Source organism: Coprobacillus sp. AF33-1AC (assembly GCF_003475785.1).
GTDB lineage: Bacteria > Bacillota_I > Bacilli_A > Erysipelotrichales > Coprobacillaceae > Faecalibacillus.
Map to the genome: position 1 here is coordinate 85700 of NZ_QRQB01000002.1, position 21189 is coordinate 106888.

19 protein-coding genes, 1 pseudogene and 1 riboswitch are annotated in these 21189 nt (G+C 30.4%); of the genes and pseudogenes, 1 reads left to right on the forward strand and 19 read right to left on the reverse strand.

Annotated features, from left to right (window positions below):
* Window positions 1-108: 108 nt before the first annotated feature.
* Window positions 109-1758, reverse strand: a complete 1650-nt coding sequence (locus tag DWZ53_RS01655) for an alpha-glucosidase (RefSeq protein WP_233541805.1) — start codon at window positions 1756-1758, stop codon at window positions 109-111.
* Window positions 1759-1898: 140 nt separating this feature from the next.
* Here DWZ53_RS01655 and DWZ53_RS01660 point away from each other — a divergent pair, with 140 nt between their 5' ends.
* Window positions 1899-2237 (forward strand): hypothetical protein, encoded by a 339-nt coding sequence (locus DWZ53_RS01660; protein WP_118431369.1) that lies wholly within the window; start codon window positions 1899-1901, stop codon window positions 2235-2237.
* A 415-nt stretch (window positions 2238-2652) separates the two neighbouring features.
* On the opposite strand, the gene DWZ53_RS11150 is transcribed toward DWZ53_RS01660, so the two are convergent.
* From DWZ53_RS11150 to DWZ53_RS01745, 18 genes and pseudogenes are all read right to left on the reverse strand, one after another.
* Entirely contained in the window at window positions 2653-3351 is a 699-nt protein-coding gene (locus tag DWZ53_RS11150) for an MATE family efflux transporter (protein ID WP_304485861.1), read from the reverse strand.
* A pseudogene (locus tag DWZ53_RS11465) lies at window positions 3325-3501 on the reverse strand (polysaccharide biosynthesis C-terminal domain-containing protein); the annotation flags it as partial. The gene DWZ53_RS11150 and the pseudogene DWZ53_RS11465, both read right to left, overlap by 27 nt.
* Before the next feature lie 12 nt (window positions 3502-3513).
* Window positions 3514-3984, reverse strand: a complete 471-nt coding sequence (locus tag DWZ53_RS11155) for an MATE family efflux transporter (RefSeq protein WP_199589021.1) — start codon at window positions 3982-3984, stop codon at window positions 3514-3516.
* An 86-nt stretch (window positions 3985-4070) separates the two neighbouring features.
* Complete coding sequence (locus tag DWZ53_RS01675) at window positions 4071-4445, reverse strand: DUF956 family protein (RefSeq protein WP_118431373.1); 375 nt, start codon at window positions 4443-4445, stop codon at window positions 4071-4073.
* A 30-nt stretch (window positions 4446-4475) separates the two neighbouring features.
* Window positions 4476-5393 carry a PTS system mannose/fructose/sorbose family transporter subunit IID gene (locus DWZ53_RS01680; RefSeq protein WP_118431375.1) on the reverse strand — a complete coding sequence of 306 codons (918 nt, stop codon included), beginning with the start codon at window positions 5391-5393 and terminating at the stop codon, window positions 4476-4478.
* A 20-nt stretch (window positions 5394-5413) separates the two neighbouring features.
* Window positions 5414-6229 (reverse strand): PTS mannose/fructose/sorbose transporter subunit IIC, encoded by an 816-nt coding sequence (locus tag DWZ53_RS01685; protein WP_118431377.1) that lies wholly within the window; start codon window positions 6227-6229, stop codon window positions 5414-5416.
* Window positions 6230-6245: 16 nt separating this feature from the next.
* The gene (locus tag DWZ53_RS01690) at window positions 6246-7232 is read right to left on the reverse strand and encodes a mannose/fructose/sorbose PTS transporter subunit IIA (RefSeq protein ID WP_118431379.1); all 987 of its coding nucleotides are present in this window, start codon (window positions 7230-7232) and stop codon (window positions 6246-6248) included.
* Between the two features lie 210 nt (window positions 7233-7442).
* Window positions 7443-8306, reverse strand: a complete 864-nt coding sequence (locus DWZ53_RS01695) for a nucleotidyl transferase AbiEii/AbiGii toxin family protein (RefSeq protein ID WP_118431381.1) — start codon at window positions 8304-8306, stop codon at window positions 7443-7445.
* Complete coding sequence (locus tag DWZ53_RS01700; RefSeq protein WP_233541806.1) at window positions 8306-8884, reverse strand: abortive phage infection protein; 579 nt, start codon at window positions 8882-8884, stop codon at window positions 8306-8308. Before DWZ53_RS01700 ends, DWZ53_RS01695 begins: the two co-directional genes overlap by 1 nt.
* 122 nt (window positions 8885-9006) lie before the next feature.
* On the reverse strand, window positions 9007-9831 hold the full coding sequence (locus DWZ53_RS01705; RefSeq protein ID WP_118431383.1) for a PRD domain-containing protein: 825 nt from the start codon (window positions 9829-9831) through the stop codon (window positions 9007-9009).
* A gap of 13 nt (window positions 9832-9844) precedes the next feature.
* Complete coding sequence (locus DWZ53_RS01710; RefSeq protein WP_118431384.1) at window positions 9845-11932, reverse strand: PTS transporter subunit IIABC; 2088 nt, start codon at window positions 11930-11932, stop codon at window positions 9845-9847.
* Between the two features lie 138 nt (window positions 11933-12070).
* Window positions 12071-12583, reverse strand: coding sequence for an ATP-dependent Clp protease proteolytic subunit (locus DWZ53_RS01715; RefSeq protein ID WP_118431386.1), 513 nt, complete (start codon window positions 12581-12583; stop codon window positions 12071-12073).
* A complete protein-coding gene (locus tag DWZ53_RS01720; RefSeq protein ID WP_118431388.1) occupies window positions 12576-13943 on the reverse strand; it encodes an AAA family ATPase in 1368 nt (455 codons plus the stop codon). The genes DWZ53_RS01715 and DWZ53_RS01720 overlap by 8 nt, the downstream gene beginning before the upstream one ends.
* Before the next feature lie 229 nt (window positions 13944-14172).
* Window positions 14173-16437, reverse strand: coding sequence for a Cna B-type domain-containing protein (locus DWZ53_RS01725; RefSeq protein ID WP_118431389.1), 2265 nt, complete (start codon window positions 16435-16437; stop codon window positions 14173-14175).
* Window positions 16438-16816: 379 nt separating this feature from the next.
* Entirely contained in the window at window positions 16817-16972 is a 156-nt protein-coding gene (locus tag DWZ53_RS01730; protein ID WP_158568149.1) for a hypothetical protein, read from the reverse strand.
* Window positions 16956-18728 carry a hypothetical protein gene (locus tag DWZ53_RS01735; protein ID WP_118431393.1) on the reverse strand — a complete coding sequence of 591 codons (1773 nt, stop codon included), beginning with the start codon at window positions 18726-18728 and terminating at the stop codon, window positions 16956-16958. Before DWZ53_RS01735 ends, DWZ53_RS01730 begins: the two co-directional genes overlap by 17 nt.
* 377 nt (window positions 18729-19105) lie before the next feature.
* On the reverse strand, window positions 19106-19312 hold the full coding sequence (locus DWZ53_RS01740) for a hypothetical protein (protein ID WP_118431394.1): 207 nt from the start codon (window positions 19310-19312) through the stop codon (window positions 19106-19108).
* Window positions 19313-19368: 56 nt separating this feature from the next.
* Window positions 19369-19444, reverse strand: a riboswitch (cyclic di-GMP riboswitch).
* Between the two features lie 53 nt (window positions 19445-19497).
* Window positions 19498-21162 carry an alpha-glucosidase gene (locus DWZ53_RS01745; RefSeq protein WP_118431396.1) on the reverse strand — a complete coding sequence of 555 codons (1665 nt, stop codon included), beginning with the start codon at window positions 21160-21162 and terminating at the stop codon, window positions 19498-19500.
* Between the last annotated feature and the right edge of the window lie 27 nt (window positions 21163-21189).

Sequence of the window (21189 nt, forward strand, 5' to 3'; positions counted from 1 at the left end):
TAGACAAAAAAGCTATTCTTGAATTTATATTTATCGGCAAAAATATGAATATTTAACACGATGTATTTGATGTTTTTTTGCTGATAAAGGAAAAAACCTTTAGTTAAACTAAAGGCTTTTTATCATAACAAACTGATATGGCTTTAAGGTTTTATCTTGATAATTGTTATAGTTATCTAGTAAGATATGTCCTTTTATATCAGGAATATCTTGAATCTTATTTGTAAAGTTACATAAACATATGATTTCTTCACCTTGATATAGACGTTTATAACCAATGACTTCATCATTCGTTTCTAATTCTTTAAAATCACCATAAATAAGTGTATCTTCTTGTTTTCTAATAGAAATCATTTGTTTATAGAAATGATAGATTGAATGAGGATCATGGATTTGACTAGCTACATTGATTGTATCTTGACTCCCTGTCATTTTAATCCATGGTTGCTGATCACTAAAACCACCATATTCACTATTATCCCATTGCATTGGTGTTCTGGTATTATCTCTACTTCTTAAATTAAGAAAATGCATCGCTTCATCTTTACTGAAGCCTTCAGCTAAAGCTCTTTGATATTGTCCATGACTACCTATGTCATCAAATTCATCAATGCTAGTTCTTTCAAAGTTTTCCATTCCTATTTCTTCACCTTGATAGATAAATGGTGTCCCTCTTAAGTTAAAGAACATTCCCGCTAACATAGTTTGACTATAATAAGAATGATCTTTTTTATCTAAGATAAATTTATTAATTGCTCTTGGTTGATCATGATTCTCTAAAAAGCTTGCAATCCAACCTAATTTTTGTACTTCCCTTTGACTCGTAAATAACAATTCTTTAAATTGTTTTATCGTCCAATTTTGTCTTCTAAACCATTCTTCATCTTCACTAATATCAAAATTACAATAATTAAAATCAAACATCATTGAAAAACAACCTTGTTTGCCAATAAAGATACCTAAATCAGAATACTTAACACCTACAGCTTCAGCTACTGTCATACAATCATATTCAGCGAAAGTTTCTCTTTTTAATTCATCAAAAAATACTTCTATTCCTGGTTGATTTCTAGCATAGGCAAAACAAGCACTTAAACCATCTTGTCCATCAACTGGTCCATCTAAATATCTTTGATCTTTTTTAATAAAGTTGATCGCGTCTACTCTAAATCCGGCAATTCCTTTTTCTAGCCACCAGTTAATCATCTTGTATAATTCTTGTCTTAATTTCGGATTCTCCCAGTTTAAATCAGGTTGTTTTTTTGAAAAAGAATGAAAATAATATTCATCTCTTCCTTCCACCTTTTGCCATACTGAACCTCCAAATACCGATCTCCAGTTATTGGGTTCTTTCCCATTTACTGAAGGTTTAAAGATATAATAATTATGATAAGGACTATTGGAATCTTTTAATGCTTCTTTAAACCAAGCATGTTCATCAGAACTATGATTGATGACTAAATCCATAATAATCTTAATTCCCTTTGCTTTAGCCTTTTCTATCAATTCATCCAAGTCTTTCATTGTTCCAAATTCAGGATTAATATCATAATAATCCGATATATCATAACCATTATCATCCATAGGTGACTTATAAATAGGACATAACCATAATAAAGTCACTCCTAAATCTTCTAAATAATCTAATTTTTCAATAATCCCTCTTATATCACCTATTCCATCATGATTTGAATCCTTAAAACTCTTAGGATAAATCTGATAAGCGATTTCTCTTTTCCACCATTGCTTTTCCATCATCAAGCCTCCTTATCTTTATTATATCTAAATTGTTTTATTTTTTTGAAGAAAACGATGAATTATTTTTATATATAATAACGAAGGGTATAGATTGACTTCAATAAGATAAATAGATATTGTAAAAATAGGAGTGTGATAAAATGTTAATGGAAATCTATTTAAATGAAAATAAAGCTAAATCAAACCATATTGATATTGAAGCATGTTATCAAAAAATTGATTATTATTTTCTATCCCGTGGTGTAGAAATTATATCTAAAGGTATTTATAGAGGAACAAAAAAGGATTTCAATACCTTTGCTTTAGCCCAAGGCTCTCTTCCTAGATCATCATGGTTTTTAAAAATAGTAGATCAATGGTATATTAGCTATTTTGGCGATACACCCGATAGTCCAGAATATAGATCAGATGCTTTAGCTTCATATTATCGTATCAACAAGCAAACAAATGAATACTTTAAAAACCAAAAAAGCCATTAATTTTGATTTAAGTGTTTCTGCATTAAAACAACACTACCCTTCAAATAATTACAATAAAAGTTGGTATGACATTAAAAATTATCTCCAACAAAACAACTTTTGCCATAGGCAATACTCTGGTTATGTTTCGAGTAGTACTATTGAAATGACAGATGTCATTGAAATAATTATAAGTATGTCTTTATATTTTAAATGGCTTCAATATTGTGTAAAACAATTTGATATCACTATAGTAAGTGATCAATATAGCATGTTAGAGTACATCCACCATCAGATTTTGTTTTAATTAACCAATACATATAGAAATGAGTATTATTTTTATTGTTTTTTAAACACTATTAACCAGTGTATAATATAGGAAGAAAATACGTATGATAGTACGTAAGAAAAGAGTTCACTTCAAAAGTGAACTCTTTTAGTTTAATTTATGGTGTTTTTTCATGTATTGATAAACAATGATACAAATAATAGCTGATAATAGAGAACCAGCTGGTGATGCTAATCCCATTGGAAATAGATTATCTGGAAATAGATAAGAAGCCAAATATGCACCCGGTATCCTTACAGTTAAAATAGATATAAAATTATGAATAAATGAAATGATCGAATAACCATAAGCTGTAAAGTAACCACTAAATCCAAATGAGATTGCAGCAAAGATACAATCAAATATATAAGATCTTAAATATTGTCCCCCATACATAATCACAATCTGTTCTTGGCTAAATAATGAAACAAGTGGTTTAGAAATAAATTGGCAAAGGATAGTAAATAAAATCCCAAAGCTTAACGCTATAATAATGCCATATTTAAGGGTATCTTTCGCTCTTTGATGTTGTTTTGTTCCAATACATTGAGCACATATTGCTGAAATAGCTGATAACATACTTGAAGGTACCAAGAAGCAAAAGCCAATAATTTTTTCAACTACCCCAACTGCGGCAGCTACATCGACCCCTCGACTATTAGCGATAATGGTGATAATTATAAATGAGATTTGAATAAACCCATCTTGAATACAAATGGGAAATCCTATTTTAATTACATCTAAAATGATAGATTTTTTTACTTTAAAATCTTCTTTATGTATTTGAATTAACTTTCTTTTATAAATAACAATGAAAGCAATGATAACGCTCATGACTTGGGCTCCCACTGTTCCAAGTGCTGCTCCCATAGCATGTAAATCAAAGTAACCAATAAATAAATAATCTAAAATAATATTAAAGAAACATGCAATTGCAACAAAGTACATCGGACCTTTAGAATCACCTAATCATCTAAATATTGAACTTATAATATTATAAGCAACAATAAAAGGAATACCTAAAAAACAAATTGTAAGATAATACTTTGTTTCTTGAATTGCTTCTACTGGTGTCAACATGACATGAATAATAGGTTGAATACACAATAATAGAACTCCCGTTAAAACAATAGCCATGATTAAAAACAGGATAATCGTATTTCCTATTGTTTGTCTTTTTTCCTGTTCCCTTCTTTCACCAACGTAACGTCCAATCATGACAGTAGAACCCATTGCCAGTCCAACAATCATCACCGTTAACATATGCATGACTTGGCTACCAATAGAAACCCCTGATAAAGAAGCTGCCCCATTATATTGACCAACAATAAATAAGTCAGCCATCCCATAAAATGTTTGTAAAAGGTTAGCTAATAAAAAAGGAAGTGAAAAAGTAATAATATTTTTTAAGGCACTGCCTTTCGTTAAATCTTTTTGCATAAGTTGTCCTCCATGCATCATTATAACGAATACTATTAAAAGATAAAGAAAAAAGGTTAAGAATAATTCTTAACCTCAACTCAATATTATTTACGTTTGAACAATGATTTAATTCCTCTTTTAAGAACTTGAAAGAAACTTAATGAACGTACCATGTTTTCAGATGGTATATAGTGATTAATTGCTTGTAAGGTTTTTCTATTATCACGGGTTGAAAAAATAAAGTTTCCATTATTCTTAGTTACTAAAGCAAAGCGAGGAATCCATTTTCCTTTAAACATCACTGATGCAATGACACCAGTTACTTCACTCCAAGGAATCTGAATATAATCACTTATATTTTTATCATTATAATATTCAAAGGCTTCATCGCCAATCATGGCTTGACCATAACTGGCCATACCAAGATAAGATGTAGCTTTAATTGTAAGGTCGACTTTTTTATTTAATGATTGTACCATAATGTTCCTCCGTAAATATTGAGTTTATTTTTACATAATTCCTGCTAATCTAGCTAAGATACCTACTACGAATAATGCAATGATAATAACGATAGGAGATACTTTTTTCTTTAATAACCAGCAGCATAATAATGTTAATAATAAAGCTGCAAGTCCAGGAATTAATTGATCTAAGTTTTGTTGTAAAGTTGTCACTTTAACTTTGTCTAATCCATTTGCTCCAAGAGCTGCATATTGAGTTAATGCTGATTTAATACCAGCAGCACCACCTTTGATTGAACTCCAATCAATGTAAGCACCTTGAGATTGAGTAACTCTTGATACAACTGGTGTAAATGAAATACTTACCCAACGTTGTACTAAAGCACCAATGATGAACATACCTAAAATTGATGCACCTTGAGTGATTTTACCAAGTAAACCACCAGATAAGTCTTGAGCAATAGATGTTCCTACTTTATATCCAAATTCTTGAGTATACCACAAGAATGCCATACGAATAATATTCCAAGCAAAGAAGAATAATAATGGACCAACAATATTACCACTTAATGCAAGAGATGCACCTAAAGCTCCTAAAATAGGTCTTAAAGTAAACCAGAATACTGGATCTCCAACCCCTGCAAGAGGTCCCATCATACCAACTTTAACCCCTTGAATAGCTTGATCATTGATTGCTGCTCCATTAGCTCTTTCTTCTTCTAAGGCTAATGTAACCCCCATAACTGGAGCTGATACATATGGATGTGTATTATAGAATTCCAAATGTCTTTTTAAAGCTTCAGATTGTTCTTCTTTAGTTTTATATAATTTTTTGATAGCTGGAATAATTGAATAACACCAACCACCATTTTGCATACGTTCATAGTTCCATGATCCTTGAAGGAACTGATGACGCCAACAAACTGATAAACGATCTTTTTTAGATAATTGAATTTTTTCTGCCATTTTTCTTTCCTCCTTCAAGATTAATAATCATTTAAGATATCACCTAATGGGTCTCCAGATCCTGTAGATCCTCCACCATTAGAACCACCATTTTCTTTAAGTCCTAAATAGATTAAAGCAAATGCTACACCTAATACACCTAAAGCAATTAATGTTAATTGACTTAATGCTGCTAATACAAAACCAATAGCAAAGAATGGCCATGTTTCTTTAGTAGACATCATATTAATAACCATTGCATAACCTACAGCGGCAACCATTCCACCACCAACAGTCATACCACCTGATAACCAAGCTGGCATTTGATTTAATGCTCCAGTAACTACAGAAGCAGGAACTACACATAAAGCAGCAGCAGGAATAGCAATTCTGATACCTTGTAATAAGATAGCTAATACTTGCCACATTTCTACTTTACGAATATCACCTTTTTCAGCAGCACTGTCCATGAAATGTACCATTGGAATTGCAATAGTACGACAAATCATAGTTAAGAATAAACCAGCTACTGAAAGTGGAATTGCAACTGCGATTGATGTAGAAATAGCAGTTTGTGTATTAACAGTTCCACCATTTAAACCTAAAACCATAATGATTGCTGATGCAACAGAAGCTAAAGCAGCATCTGGAGCAACGGCTGCACCTACGTTAGCCCAACCAAGTGCGATCATTTGTAAAGAACCACCTAAGATAATACCTTCAGTTAAGTGTCCTGATACTAACCCAATTAAAGTACACGCTACTAGAGGTTGATGGAATTGGAATTCATCTAAAATACCTTCCATACCTGCTAAAAGCGCAACGATAACAATTAAAATAATTGTAATTGCAGACATTTATATTTCCTCCCTTTTACATTCCTAATTCACTTTTTGCTTTATTAAGTAAACTATCCATACTTTCTTTAGAATCTGCTGGAACTTTACGTACATCAAAAGTAATTCCTTTTGCTTTTAATGCTTCTAAAGTTTCTACATCTTCTTTACCCATAGCGATAGCTTTATTTACAACCACTTTACCAATTGAATGAGCCATTGATCCAATATTTAATTCTTTAATATCAACTCCACCTTCAATCGCTTTTAAAGCATCTTGAGGAGTTTCAAATAATAACATTGCTTTTGTATTACCAAAGCGTGGATCTTTAGCCACTTGAATCATTTTTTGAATTGGTACAACATTAGCTTTAACACCTGGAGGTGCTGCTTGTTCAATCATTTGTTTACGTAAATTATCATGTGCTACTGAATCGGATACAACAATAATACGATTTGGTTGTGTTGTTTTTGTCCATGTAGTAGCAACTTGTCCATGTAATAAACGTGTATCAACACGTGCTAATACATATTTAATATGACCATCACCAATGACTGTTCCTTCAGGAATAGCTCCTGTAGGTTGTGCTTTTTCAACTTTAACTGCTTCTTCTTTTTTAGGTTCTAAAGTTTCTGGTTTAACTTTAACCCCTTCTCTAGCAACTTCACAAATATGAGTTGCAATTTCATGTGCAGTTTCCATAGACATACGTGATGCATAAGCCTCAATTAACATCGGTAAATTTAAACCTGTTACGATTGCCCAATGATCTTCATGTCCATTAATCAATCCATTAGATTGATTAAATGGAGTTCCACCCCATAAATCAACTAAGAAAAGTACTTCTTCCTGATTTTCAAAGCTTGCGATAGCTTCTTCGATTTTAGCTTTTAAATCATCAGGACCTTCACTTGGTTGTAAAGTCACAGCTTTAACATCTTTTTGTTCACCAAAAATCATAGAACCTGATTGTAAGATTCCATTAGCGAATTCACCATGACTTGCAAGAATAATTCCTACCATCTTTTTTCCTCCCTTTCTTTTTACCTAATAACGTAAAAAAAGCAGGCAAACTATTAAAATAAGATACAATGATATTAGTATATCTTATAAAAATAGTTCATGCCTGCTTAGAGTAACACACTATTAAGTATTCACTTTTGACTACGTTATTTATGATAGCACTTACTTTTTTTATTGTCAATCATAATTATTATTCTTTTCTCTTAAAAATTAAACATATTCTTTGGTTTCTACTGATTTCATTTGTTCTATTAAATTATAAATAATAGAGATGTTTGTAGAAAATGCTATATGTTTTGCATACTGGTATTTTTTACAATAGTTTCTCCATAAATTTTGTAATGATGAATCTAAATTTAATTCATCCAATATCTCATTTGCTTTATCTAGTAAAGAATAAGTTCCCCTTTTGTTACATGTTTTTTCAAATGCTGAAGCTAAATTCACATAGTTAATTGATTCTTTATAATAATCAAAAAGAATAGTTACATCATAAAAATCTCTCATTCGTGTATTTAAAATTCCTCGAGATAGTATTGTTTGTATCTTTTCTGCAAGAATTGTTTCTAAATTATATGACCATAATTGAATGGTACGATTTTCTAATAATAGTGGATATTCATATTTAATTTCACTTGGTGTAATCATATCACCCGTTGATATATCAATTTTAATTGGAACAACTAAATTTTCCAAATTAGCATTTAGATGAATACGAATACCTGGGTATTCCATATTATCCATAATGTTTGATACATCGTTTAAAATAAATTCAATATTATCATCTAGTTTAATATCTTTAATCTCGTATATAATTTCTGTAATTTTCTCTTTTGTTAAGTCGAAATTCCGTATTGAAGTATCAATATCCATTGTTGCTTGCATCGATATACCTATCATTGAAGTTACAAGTATTCCGCCTTTTACAATGAAATCATCCTTATATTTTGAATATGTTATTCTTTCAAGAAATCGTTCCATCATATAAATACGCATCAAAGTAATAGGATCTGCTTTGTTTTTCTTTGCTATATTTTTAATTCTTCCTTTCACTTGTGCAGGAGTTAAGTACATTATAATAGTACCTCCAAATATTGTCGTACTAATTTTTCTATTCTAAATACTTTTGCATAAGTCATTAATTGATTTAAATCTTTTTCTTTACTTTGTACATAAGTTTTTAGTGCCATTGTGAAATCTTGAATCTCAAAATTGTTACGACTTCTTATTAAATCACATATCGTTCTTTCCAAATCATATATAGGTATCTCATGTCCAAATTGATTCTTAACCATTGTTTTACCAAGATTTAATAAATCTTTTTTTACTGTGTACACTTTATAACCAGAATCGGTTAAAGATGTAGGATTATAACCACTATAAATCGTGATAGAATGCACAAAAGGTTCTCGATCAACTAATCCATAATAATATAAAGCATCATCGTGAGAAATAACGCCTTTAGGACATCGTAAAGATAAAGTGTACGCCTCATCTTCTAATACATCTGGTGCGATATAAATCCCCGGTCCGACATTTTCCATATGATGTTTTTTTATAAAATTATAAATAGTTTGTCTTGAAATATTCATATCTTTTAAACTTTTAATATTCAAAACACCGTGATTTACATAATAATTTACATTACTCATCATCTCACCTCGCATTTACATTCTTGCTAATATTATAAACCATATTAGCAAGAATGTAAACTTATGACTATTTTTATATAATAAAAAAATATCCTAATTATAAAAGGATATTCTTCTCAATTTTAAAATGCACTTGATAAAATACGCTCTAGATGTAAAGCAAGATAGCCTACTTCTGATTCAGGTAATTCCATTTTTAAGACCTTAGATAAGGCATCGCACATTGTAATAGCCTGTTCATAAGCAAAAGGGAATTTTTCTTTCGTAAATTCACCAATATCCATTTGTAATTGTTCATGATTATTTAAACGAATAATTAAGAATTTAATATGATTCATTAATCTGGCATAAGAAATGGATTCGACATCTATTTTAATATGTAAATCATTTTGTAGTTTAACAATACTTTCATGAACAACTCTGGCTGCTTCCATTGACTCTCCTACTTTATTTGTTGAAATAGCAGAGTGAATATGCAAAGTAATAAAACCAACTTCATCTAGATTAATTTCTTTAGAAACATACTGTTTAATAATCTCTCTAGACTTTAATGCTACTTCATATTCATCGGGGAATAAAAGTCTAATATCATAAGTAAATGGATTAGTTGGCATGATGTTTTCATCCATACGTTTAATCGCAAAATAAATATGATCCGCTAAAGGAAGTAAAATATCATGTTTAACATCATTAAATTTAATTGTCGCTTCTTTAATAATTTCAGCCGCAATTTCTAAGTAAACAGGATCAATATAATCAATAATATTACCTGGTTCTTTAGGCTGGTAATTCTTTTGCATCATATACTTTTTAGCGTTCGTTGGTATTTCAATCATTTGTTTCACTTTTTTACCAAAACCAATACCTTTAGCCATGACAATCATTTCTTCACGGTCATGTTCTACCAAAATCGTATTATTATTCAATATTTTAATAATTTCATACATGTTATTTCACCTCCTAACTACGTATTTTCATAATTGTTGCTTCACATTTTTTATACCCATATTCTTTTTCGATAGTACTATGATCTGGTATTTTTGAGACAACTACTAATAATTTATCATCAATAGCGTGTTCTTGTATATAGCCTAAATCAACATTCCATAAAACATCACCTTTTTTTACTTTTTGATTAACATTAACAAGTAACTCAAATCCTTGTCCATTAAGACTTACTGTATTAATTCCAAAATGTAATAATAATTCAATACCATTATCTAAAGCTAAACCAAGGGCATGTTTCGTTGGATAAATCATGGTAATTGTTGCATCACATGGAGCAACGACTACACCATGACGAGGACTAATCATAACGCCATCTCCTAAGAGTTTATGTGCAAAAATGTCATCACTACAATCTTCGATTGGCAATACTTCACCCTCAACAAGATTACCAATATCAACACTATCATTTGAATAAGTCATCATTTCTTCTTCATCATAAGCTTCAGGTACATGTGCTAGATAATCATCTATTTTCGTTTTAATAGAGGAAGCTTTAGGTCCAAAGATAACTTGAATCGCATTTCCTTGAATCAATACAGCTGCTGCTCCTGCCTGTTTTAAGACACTTTCACTAACTAGACTTGGATCATCTAAATTAGCCCTTAAACGCGTAATACAACAGTCTAAATCACTAAAATTATGTCTACCACCCATTCCCCTAATAACAAGTTGTACTTGAGAATCTAAATAAGATTTATCAAAAGAATAATCCATTTTCTTTTGTTTAAAGATAGTAAGTTTATTATCATCTTCCCTACCAGGTGTTTTTAAATCAAATTTTTGAATTAAAAATCTAAAAATTAAATAATAAGCACTAAAATACAAAATACCAAAGAAAACAACAAAGACCCATCTTGTCTTATCATTACCTTGTAAAACGCCAAAAACAATAAAATCAATCAAACTAGAAGAAAAAGTAAAACCTATCGTTACTTTTAAAACATGACCTAATAAAAAAGCAGTACCAGCCAATAAGACATGACTCACAAACAAAATAGGAGCTACAAACAAGAAAGTAAATTCAATCGGTTCTGTAATCCCTGTTAAAATACTTGTTAACGCTGCTGAAAGGAGTAAACTCTTGACTACTTTTTTAGATTCTGGTTTAGCCACATGATACATCGCTAAAGCTGCTCCAGGTAATCCAAACAACATAATCATGAATTCACCAGAAAAATATCGTGTTGCTTCAACACTAAAATGAGTTAAATGAGGATCTGCTAATTGAGCAAAAAAGATATTTTGAGCCCCATTTACAACGACCCCATTAATTGTCATGGTTCCCCCAATAGCCGTTTGATAAAAAGGCATATAGAAAACATGATGTAACCCAAAAGGAACCAATGCCCTTTTGACAATCCCATAGATAAATGTTCCCAAATAGCCTGTGTTCGCAATAAACTTACCAAAAACAAAAATACCACTTTGAATTGTTGGCCAGACATAAAACATCACACATCCCACCACAATATAAACAAGGGTAGAAATAATAGGCACAAAACGTTCACCTTCAAAAAAAGATAGAATATCCGGTAATTGAATACGATAGAAATGATTATGAAGATAGCTTACTCCTAAACCAACAATGATTCCTCCAAAGACACCCATTTCTAAAGACATCATCCCACACACATTACTGAGCGTTCCTGATAAAACATGACCAACTATTTGATTATTTTTAATAACACCGGTCCATGTAAGTAATCCATTGATGGTAGAATGCATGACAAAAAAGGCGATGACTGATGATAATACAGCCACCTCTTTTGCCTTTTTAGCCATTCCTAAAGCTACTGATGCTGCAAAGATAAGCGGTAAATTATTGAAAATTACCTCACCTACCGACATCAATAAAGTTAATATATGATTTAAAAAAGTTCCTTTACCTAAAAGATATTCTAAATGTAAAGAAGAAATTGTCGCCATATTCGTAAGAGAACTACCAAGACCTAAAAATAATCCAGCAATTGGTAATACCGCTATCGGTAACATAAAACTTCTACCAATTCTTTGTAAAACCCCAAAGATTCTCTTTTGCATACATTCTCCCCCTACTCTATACATAGTAAAACTATTTTATTATTCATACTTATAAATTTCAATTATATTTATATAATTTTATTCATTTATTTGCATTTTAAATATAAAAGAGGAGATTTAAAACCTCCTCATCTTCATTTATATACTTTGGTCAATTAAACCGCAATCAATAGCTTGTTTTGTCGTCATAATATAGTCTTTTTGAAGATTCTCTCTTAACTCCTTTTCACTCATTAAAGTGTAATTTTCATACATTTGCAAGACTGTATCATTGATATATGTCATTCTTTGATATCGATCTTGGATATCATGATAACTCCCACTTAATGTTGATTGTGCTTGGTGTAATAAGATAAAACAATGCTCATTAGCTTGACGATGTCCTTTCTTCCCTGCCGCTAATATTAATGATGCCATTGAAGCACAAGTTCCTATCCCAATAGTGTAAACATCACTTTCAATTGAATTCATGATATCAATGATAGCTAACCCCGCATGAACTTCTCCTCCCGGTGAACAAATCTCCATCTTAATGGGTGCATGATTTTCTTGATTATAATATAATAACTGATTAATGACATTGATCATCATTTCATTATTAATTTCTCCACACACTCTAACAATACGATTATCTTGGTCATATCTATCCATTGATACATACCTCCATATCTTCAAATAATTCAATTTTCTTATATAATATATCTCTTAACTCTTCTTCACTGCCATATTCATGTAAAGCTTGTCTTGTTTCTATGGCTTTTTGATAATCAGCATCATCAAGTTCCATTTCATCTTGATATAAATCTTCTATCATAATCAAGCTTCTCAATATTCCTTGTTGGACAAATATCTTGAACAAATTATAACTGATTTCAAACTCAGCCATATATAAAGAAACTAACATGTCCACATGATAATCCAGTAATATTTTAATTCCTTTCTGTTCATTTTCATTTAGACTCTTAACTTCTTCTTTAAAGAAATCAAGAAACTCTTGAACTCTTTCAATATCATCTTTATCTTCTATGTATAATTTTGATTTTTCTTTTTTTTCAATTACTATAGGTTCTTTGATAACTTGATACTCATATTCTTGTGTTTCATGATGATAATTTAAAATATGAAATTCTTGGATTTGATAATTCATTTCACTTTGATATAAGTATTCATTGATGAATGTTTTAATCTCTTTATTTACACCTCTTACCCCAAACTGACTGGTACTAGCTAAATCAATAAGATGTTCTTTAACATCATCACTGACATATAATTGTCCTTTTCTTCTTTGAATCAACATATCTAATCTTTGATACAAAGATCCTTTAGAATGAAAGATAATATCTTCATATTGTTGGTAAGACAATTGATTAACAGAAATAACTTTATCTATTCTCCCCATGAATTCAACAGGAACATTTTCATAACGCACGAAATCATCATCTATTAACTGAATATCATTCTTTTGATTAGTAAATAGATCAGACTTATTTTTCTTGTCAGTGAGCCTTAAAAAGGCTCCTGCAAAGATGAAAGATACTTTAGATAAATCTATTGTACTTTCTTCATACGCATATTGATCATCTTCCATCAGTTTTAAGAATTCTTCATAGACTTTAGTTGCTGCACGATTACTTTCTTGATATGGGTCATATACTTTATCAAGTTCATCGAAAAAGACAATAAGTCCATTTTCATCATCTACATCAAGACTAAGCATCATCTTGCCAATACTGTTTCCTTTATAACCAATAGAAGTAATATTTGAACAATCTACCTTTTTAAAGTTACAATTCAACAATTTGGCTAAGACTTCTACACCATAAGTTTTACCACATCCAGATGGTCCCACCACTAACAAGTTAGATGCCATCTTTCTATCAATTAATCCTTTACATTTTAATTCATGTAAATGACCAAAAACGGATAACTGTTTACAGTATTCATCTTGTCCTTTTACATATTTTTTTAATTCCTCACAAATAGCTTGTGGATAAGATTTATTTAATTCCATAGTATCGTCCTCCTTGTATAAATCTTAAAAAAAGTTCATTCATCATATTTTCATTTCATTCATTACTACTTAAAAAAAATTAATTAACGATACTATTTTTATTACACCCAAATTATATCTCATTATATTCTGAATATGTTATCTAAAATATAAAATGAACACCAATAATAAGGTGTTCATTTTACTAAATATATCTCACTTTTTATAATAAAGTGCTATGAAGTTTGTTTTATATAATTAATCTTCTTTTCTTTTTTTTCTTTAAGAAAGTTAAACCACTTAATGATAATAATCCCATTAATCCAAATAATCCTACTTCTTGGTTATCTCCTGTACTTACATGAGATTTCTTAGAATTAGATTTATTATTTTGAGATGGTTTATCGCTATGAGGTTGATCTGCTACAGGGGTTGAATCTTTTTGATATGTATTTGTAATAACAAATCCTTGATCTTGATCACCTGTAACAGTTGCCTTATAGCTATTCACTTTTTCTTCTTCTACAGTATATTGAATAACTTGTCCATCTTTAAATTTGTCTAAGTTATCAAATACTGCCATCCAATTATTATCATTCGATAATTCTACTGTTTGATCTGTTTTTTCACCATTTGCATATAAGTGAACAACGACACTATCAGGACGTTTTCCATCTTGGTCATCATGATCATCCCATGCTTTTGTGACTTTAACAGATGTTGTTGCTACTTCATGAGTATTAGTGATGTTACAGCCATCATAACTTGGTGTATAGCCTTCTACTGCATCTTCACTGATTGTATAAATAATAACTTGACCGTCTTTATACTTATCTAATCCATCAAATGTATATTTCCAATTATTTTTACTTGTTACTTCTTGAGTTGTTACAACTTCATCACCATTCATGACTTTTACAGTAATTTTTTCTGGTCGTATACCATCTTGGTTGTCTTTATCTTGCCATGTCTTTTGACCTTCAATACTTACTTTTTCTGGATTGTGTGTATTTGTTATTACAAAACCAGCAGTTGCAGATCCAGTAATAACAGATTGATAACCATCAGGAACTTGAACTTCTTTTAAAGTATATTCAATTGCTTTTCCTGCATGTTTTACAGGTAATTTTGTAAATGTTGATGACCAGTTATTAGCGTCATTTAACTTAACTTGTTTTCCTGTTTCTTTACCATCAGCAAGTAATTCAACAATAACTTCATTTGAACGTAATCCATCACGGTTATTGTCATCATTCCATACTTTTGTTACAGGAATATCTACAGTTTGTGTTTGATGTGTATTAGTAATATTGTATCCATTTTTTGCATCACCACTAATTGATGCAGTATATCCTTCTGGAACCTTTTCTTCTTCAACTGTATATTTTATTTCATTACCTTCATCGTCTTTATATTGAGGTAAATCTGTAAATTTTGCTTTCCATTCATTTGCTGATGACAACACTTCTGTTTTATCAGTTTGTACACCATCTGCATATAAACGAACAGTAATGCTATCTGATCTCATACCATCTTGGTTATCAGCATCATCCCATGTTTTTGATACAGGGACATCTACTTTTTGTTCAATTAAACCTAAGTTTTGATCTGGTAAATTATAAGTTGTTTTACCTTGTGATTCCATCTCTTTTATAGATGGCATTGTAATTTCTGTAATTGTTCCTGATTGTAATTTACGTCCGTTTTTATCAACATGACCTGTATCTACTTTAGAACTTTGTTCTTTGTTACCTTGATCAAAATCAGTTACATTATAGTCTTCAATACTATTATCACCTGATTCAAAGATAACTTTGAATTCACCTTCAGGTAATCCTTCAAATTTATAATGACCATTTTCATCAGTATTTACTGTTGTAGGATGTTTTACTGTTGTAACTTTACCACCTTTATCAACTGTTATTTCTTCATAGGCATCAAATGGTACATAATTGCCATCTGCATCTTTCTTTAATAATGTAACTTTTGCACCTTTAAATAGTGTTTCATCATCAGATGTACCCAACTTACCATCTTTGTCTTTATCAACCCAAACAGTTCCTTCTAATGTACGTTTATAAATCTTAACTTGTGTTTCATCATTTAACGTACTACCTTCATTTCCTGGTGCTGATAAACTATTAGATAGCTTATCACCTTCAGCAACCTTTGCATTATATTCAAGTTTTATCTTTGCAATCGTGTCTTTTTTCAAATTATCATCAACATAAACAATTGCTGCTGGCCATGAACCAATAAGTCCAGTTCCTGTAAATTTTACATCTTCACCTTCATCTGTTTGTGTAGCTTCTTTCCAAACTTTATTGCCTTCAGTATCTGTTTTATTTAAATCATCTTTGGTAATTTCACCAGCTTTTTTCCCTTTATATTCACTGTCGCTTGTATAATAAAGTTTAAAATCATTATCATTTTTTAATAGTTTTTTGTTAATTGTGACTTTAGAAATTTTATATTGTCCTTTCATCACAGTTCCATTAATACCATCTTGTGGCATTGTATCGACAACAAATAAATTTTCTTGATTACTTGAACTATTATTTGTAATTGTTAAATCGAAATAAGCTGTATCATTTAATTCTAGTGTTTGTTTTCCACTTTTTGTTAAATAATATTCTTTATCTTTTACAACTGTAATTGAAGTAGAAGCAATATTATCATTAGCTGATGTAAGTTCTCTTTGATCTTCAGTTGTTTGAATTCCAATATTATTCTTTAATGCAACTTGATCATTAACATCATTTTCTGGATTTTCATCATCACCAATTTTACATGAATAATGAATTTGAGGTAATTGAGTTTCGCTTAATGAAACATTAGGAACTTCCCATTTTAATGTTGTTGTCCCGTTTTCATTTTTTGTAACTTCCGTTGGCTCAATTTTTTGTTCCTCCAGTTACTGTACCTTTATCTTTATCTTTTGACTTATAAGTTCCGCCTAAATACAATGTACTATCAACGTAAGTAAGACCTTTAGGTAAAGTATCTGTATAATAAACTGTTGTTTTTGCATCCTTATCTGGTGTTACCATTATTCGCAAAAGTAATTTGGCTTGCAACAACATAATCAACGTATCTTTCTTTTTTACTTACATTATAACTTGTTTTAATTTTATCGTTTTCTTTTTGTGCTACTTTCTTTTGAATAGATACTGTATAAGGAACTAAATATAAAGCATCAGCACTATTCCTACTAAACTTATGTGTTGTTGAATCTGGATTATACTTTTTATTAACATATTCAGGAACAGTATAGTAATCTCTATGATCTATTGCCGCTTGTGTGTGTGCATGATCAAATAAGTTAACTTCTGGATGATCTTTTATCCATTTACTATATTCTGCTCTTGTAATGTTATTAATACTTGTTTTATGTGTATCAGCTAATATTTGTGCTTTTTCTTCATCTGTTAAATCTCTTGCATCCCATGTATTCGTTACAGCAGTAATCATATAAACATGATCTGACAAGTCATAATTAGGTTTAACATTACAGAAGAATCTTGTCATTTGATTTAAATTTGTACTTTCTTTATTTGTATAGCATCCACGATAACGAACAACAACACCATCGCAATCGGTTGAATCATCTGTTATATTAAAATCACTTAACTGTGCACTACGCATTGATTCTGCAGTTAAACCTTGTCCATCTTTATGATGTAGATATAAATATTCAGCTTCATAGCCTTCCTTATTCGATAAGTTAACATTCATATCTTTTTTTAATTCTATGGCATTTCGATCAAAGAGTACCATTTGTTCAATTCCTAATGGCACTTGACTTGATTCGTCTGCTTCACCTACATTAGTTTGACTATAAGTAGCCGTAAATGCAAGATCTTTAGCTCCTACAGTTGCAATATCATCATCTTTATTTCCTGAACCATCAGTATAACCATTATTCCAATTTGCTGAATCTCTATTTGAATAAATAATAGCATGGTCACGTGTCCCTTTATTATTTTTTGTGAATGTTTCACTTGCTTTATTATCTGTATTTTCATATAAAGTACCATCACTGTTATATAATGGGATTGTTTCTTGATCAGATGTAGTATTTGTTTCTGATACTGCGTGCATATTATTTACTGTTACAGATGCATTAGCACTAATTTGGTCTACACCAAATTGACTCATTAAAGTATCCCCATTTGCATTTTTATAAGGATAAACTACTTGGAATTGGTATGATGAAAAAAATCCATCTTTCATCATTTCTACTTGTTTTCCATCCCAATAAGAAATATTTCCATATGCATCTTTTTGAGGAAATTTTTTATAATCTACACTATAATTTTTTACTTTAACATGTAAAGTTGATCCTTCTTGAGTTATTGTATATTCCCCACTATTATCACAATATTTTTCTGGTTGAGGTGTTTTACCTGACGCACTACTATCTGTAAATGGGATGCCATTAACTTGCGCTCCACCTGCGTTATTAGCTCCACAATAATATAAAAGAGGTACAAATCCCGTATCATTAGCTGATTCTCCATTTACCTTATAATCTGATAAATTGATATCAAAAGTAAAATATTGACTAGGATCTGGTAATTCAACACCTTTGATTCCATTTCCCGGCTTTTTAATTTCTAAAGCAAAACCAAAAACTTGTCTAAAACCAGTAACTTTGTAATCACTATCTTTATAAGCTGCTGCATTTTCTTTATAGGCTGTTTTGTCTTTTGCTCCAAAATCATAAATATTAAACGTATTTTGGAAATTTCCTTTTTTTAATACAATATTATACATTGGGGCTGAGGTAACAGTAACTGGTTGCATTGCTACAGTTTTACTGTTAGCTTCATCATCAACGTAAACTGTAACCTTTGGTTCAATAACATCTCCTTGATGCTTGTTACCAACATTTATTATAAAACCATGTTCAATAGATCCTGCAGATTGGTTAGCTTCTACATCCCATTGAAAATTATATATTTTTTATCATTTTCTTCTTTTTCTGAAATAAGTTCTCCATTAATTGAAGTTACATCTAGAGCTTGATCATTAGGTATCTCAACAATAAATCCTATTTTATGTGCTTTTCCACCTAAGTTATTTACTCCTGTATTAATATTATAAGTAATGACATCAAATGAACGAACAATATCATTTGCATTCGAGTTATCATACCCTCGATTAGTATCATCAGCTCTATTCTAACATTTATCATCCATTTCTTCAGTACCATTATCTGTTGTACCAGTAAGGATACCATTTCCATATACTGATCCGTTATTTTCTAGTAATTGCGCAGATGAAATCACAACTGCTGAATTATCTGCATAAGCTGTTGTAGGTAACATACCCATTAACATGCTTAAACAAACCATGAAGCATAATATAAATTTACATCTTTTCTTCATAGATATCCTCTTCCATCATTTATGTAAAATAAAAGCCAAATGCAATCAAATGAACTGAGTGCAGCTGGCTGGCAGTTTAAAGCCCCTATAGCTTTGCGTCACTATTTTTCAATAGTTTTGCCTATCTATTACAACTTTAAATATAATGATATGTTTTAAAAAATAAACAATTTTTAAGAGATATGTTACATCTTTTGTAACAAGGCGTAACAGCCATAAGGTTTGATATGTAAAATATCGTGTATTTTATCACATTGATCATTAGAAATTAATAACTGACTATACCTAAATTCTTTTAATTCATAGTCATATTCATGACTAGAAAAATTATTAATAACTAATAATTTTTCATCTTGATATGTTCTGGTATAAATATATAAATCAGGATGATTTTCTTCTAATAATTCATATGTACCATAAACAATGATTGGCATTTGATGTCTTAACTGAATTAATTTTTGATAATAATGAAAGATAGAATTAGGATCTAATAATTGTTGGTGAACATTAATGGTTTTATAGTTTGGATTAACATTGATCCAGGGATTACCGGTTGTAAAACCAGCATTGTTTTCATTATTCCATTGCATTGGTGTTCTTGCGTTATCACGACTACTTGCACAGATTCCTTTCATCATTTGTTCATGCGTTAATGCTTTTTTATCTTTAACTAAATCTTGGTAAGCATTGAATACTTCAACATCTCTGACTTCATCTAAAGAGGTAAAAGGATAATTTGTCATGCCTATTTCTTCACCTTGATAAATATAAGGTGTCCCTTTTAAAAAGTGTAAAGTCGTAGCTAACATTTTAGCTGAGTCTTGCATATAATCTAAATTACCAAATCTTGATAAGACTCTAGGTTGATCATGATTATCCCAAAATAAACTATTCCATCCTTCTTCTTGTAAACCATATTGCCATTTTGTAAGAATCTTCTTTAGTTTTACTAAATCTAAAGGAACCGGTGTCCATTTACCATAAGGACCCGCATCAACATCAGTATGTTCAAATTGAAATAACATGCTTAATTCATGCTCATTTTCTCCTGTATATTGTTTAGCTTGTTCAATAGTACACGAAGTAATTTCCCCAACTGTCATGACATCATAATGAGATAATGCTTTTTGATTCATCTCTTTTAAGAATTCATGAATTCTTGGTCCATTACTGACATATTTTGATGGTCTCATATATTTTTTAGTTTGTGGAAAAACATCTTGGAATGTTTGTACTTTACTTAATTTATTAATGACATCCATTCTAAAACCATCAATACCTTTATCTAACCACCATCTCATCATCTTATAAATATCATTTCTTACATCTTCATTTTCCCAATTTAAATCCGGTTGTTTATCAGAATAAAGATGCAAGTAATACATATCCGTTTGCTTATCGTATTGCCACGAAGAACCGGAAAAGACTGATTCCCAGTTATTAGGTGCTTGATGATTCTTGCCTTCTTTCCAAATATAGTAATCACGATAAGGATTATCTTTGCTTTTTCTGCTTTCAATAAACCAAGGATGTTGATTGGAGGTATGATTAACAACTAAATCCATCACAACCTTGATTCCTCTTTGATGTGCTTCTTTTAATAAACAATCAAAATCTTCCATTGTTCCATATTCTTTAGAGATTGCCTGATAATCACTAATATCATAACCATTATCAACTTGTGGTGAAGCATAGACAGGTGATAACCAAATAATATCTATTCCTAATTCTTTTAAATAATCTAACTTTAATATAATTCCTTTTAAATCACCAATTCCATCCCCATTACTATCATAGAAGCTTTTAGGATAAATTTGATAAATAACGCTCTCTTTCCACCATGTTTTCATATTCCACCTCTTTCATCTAACATTTTA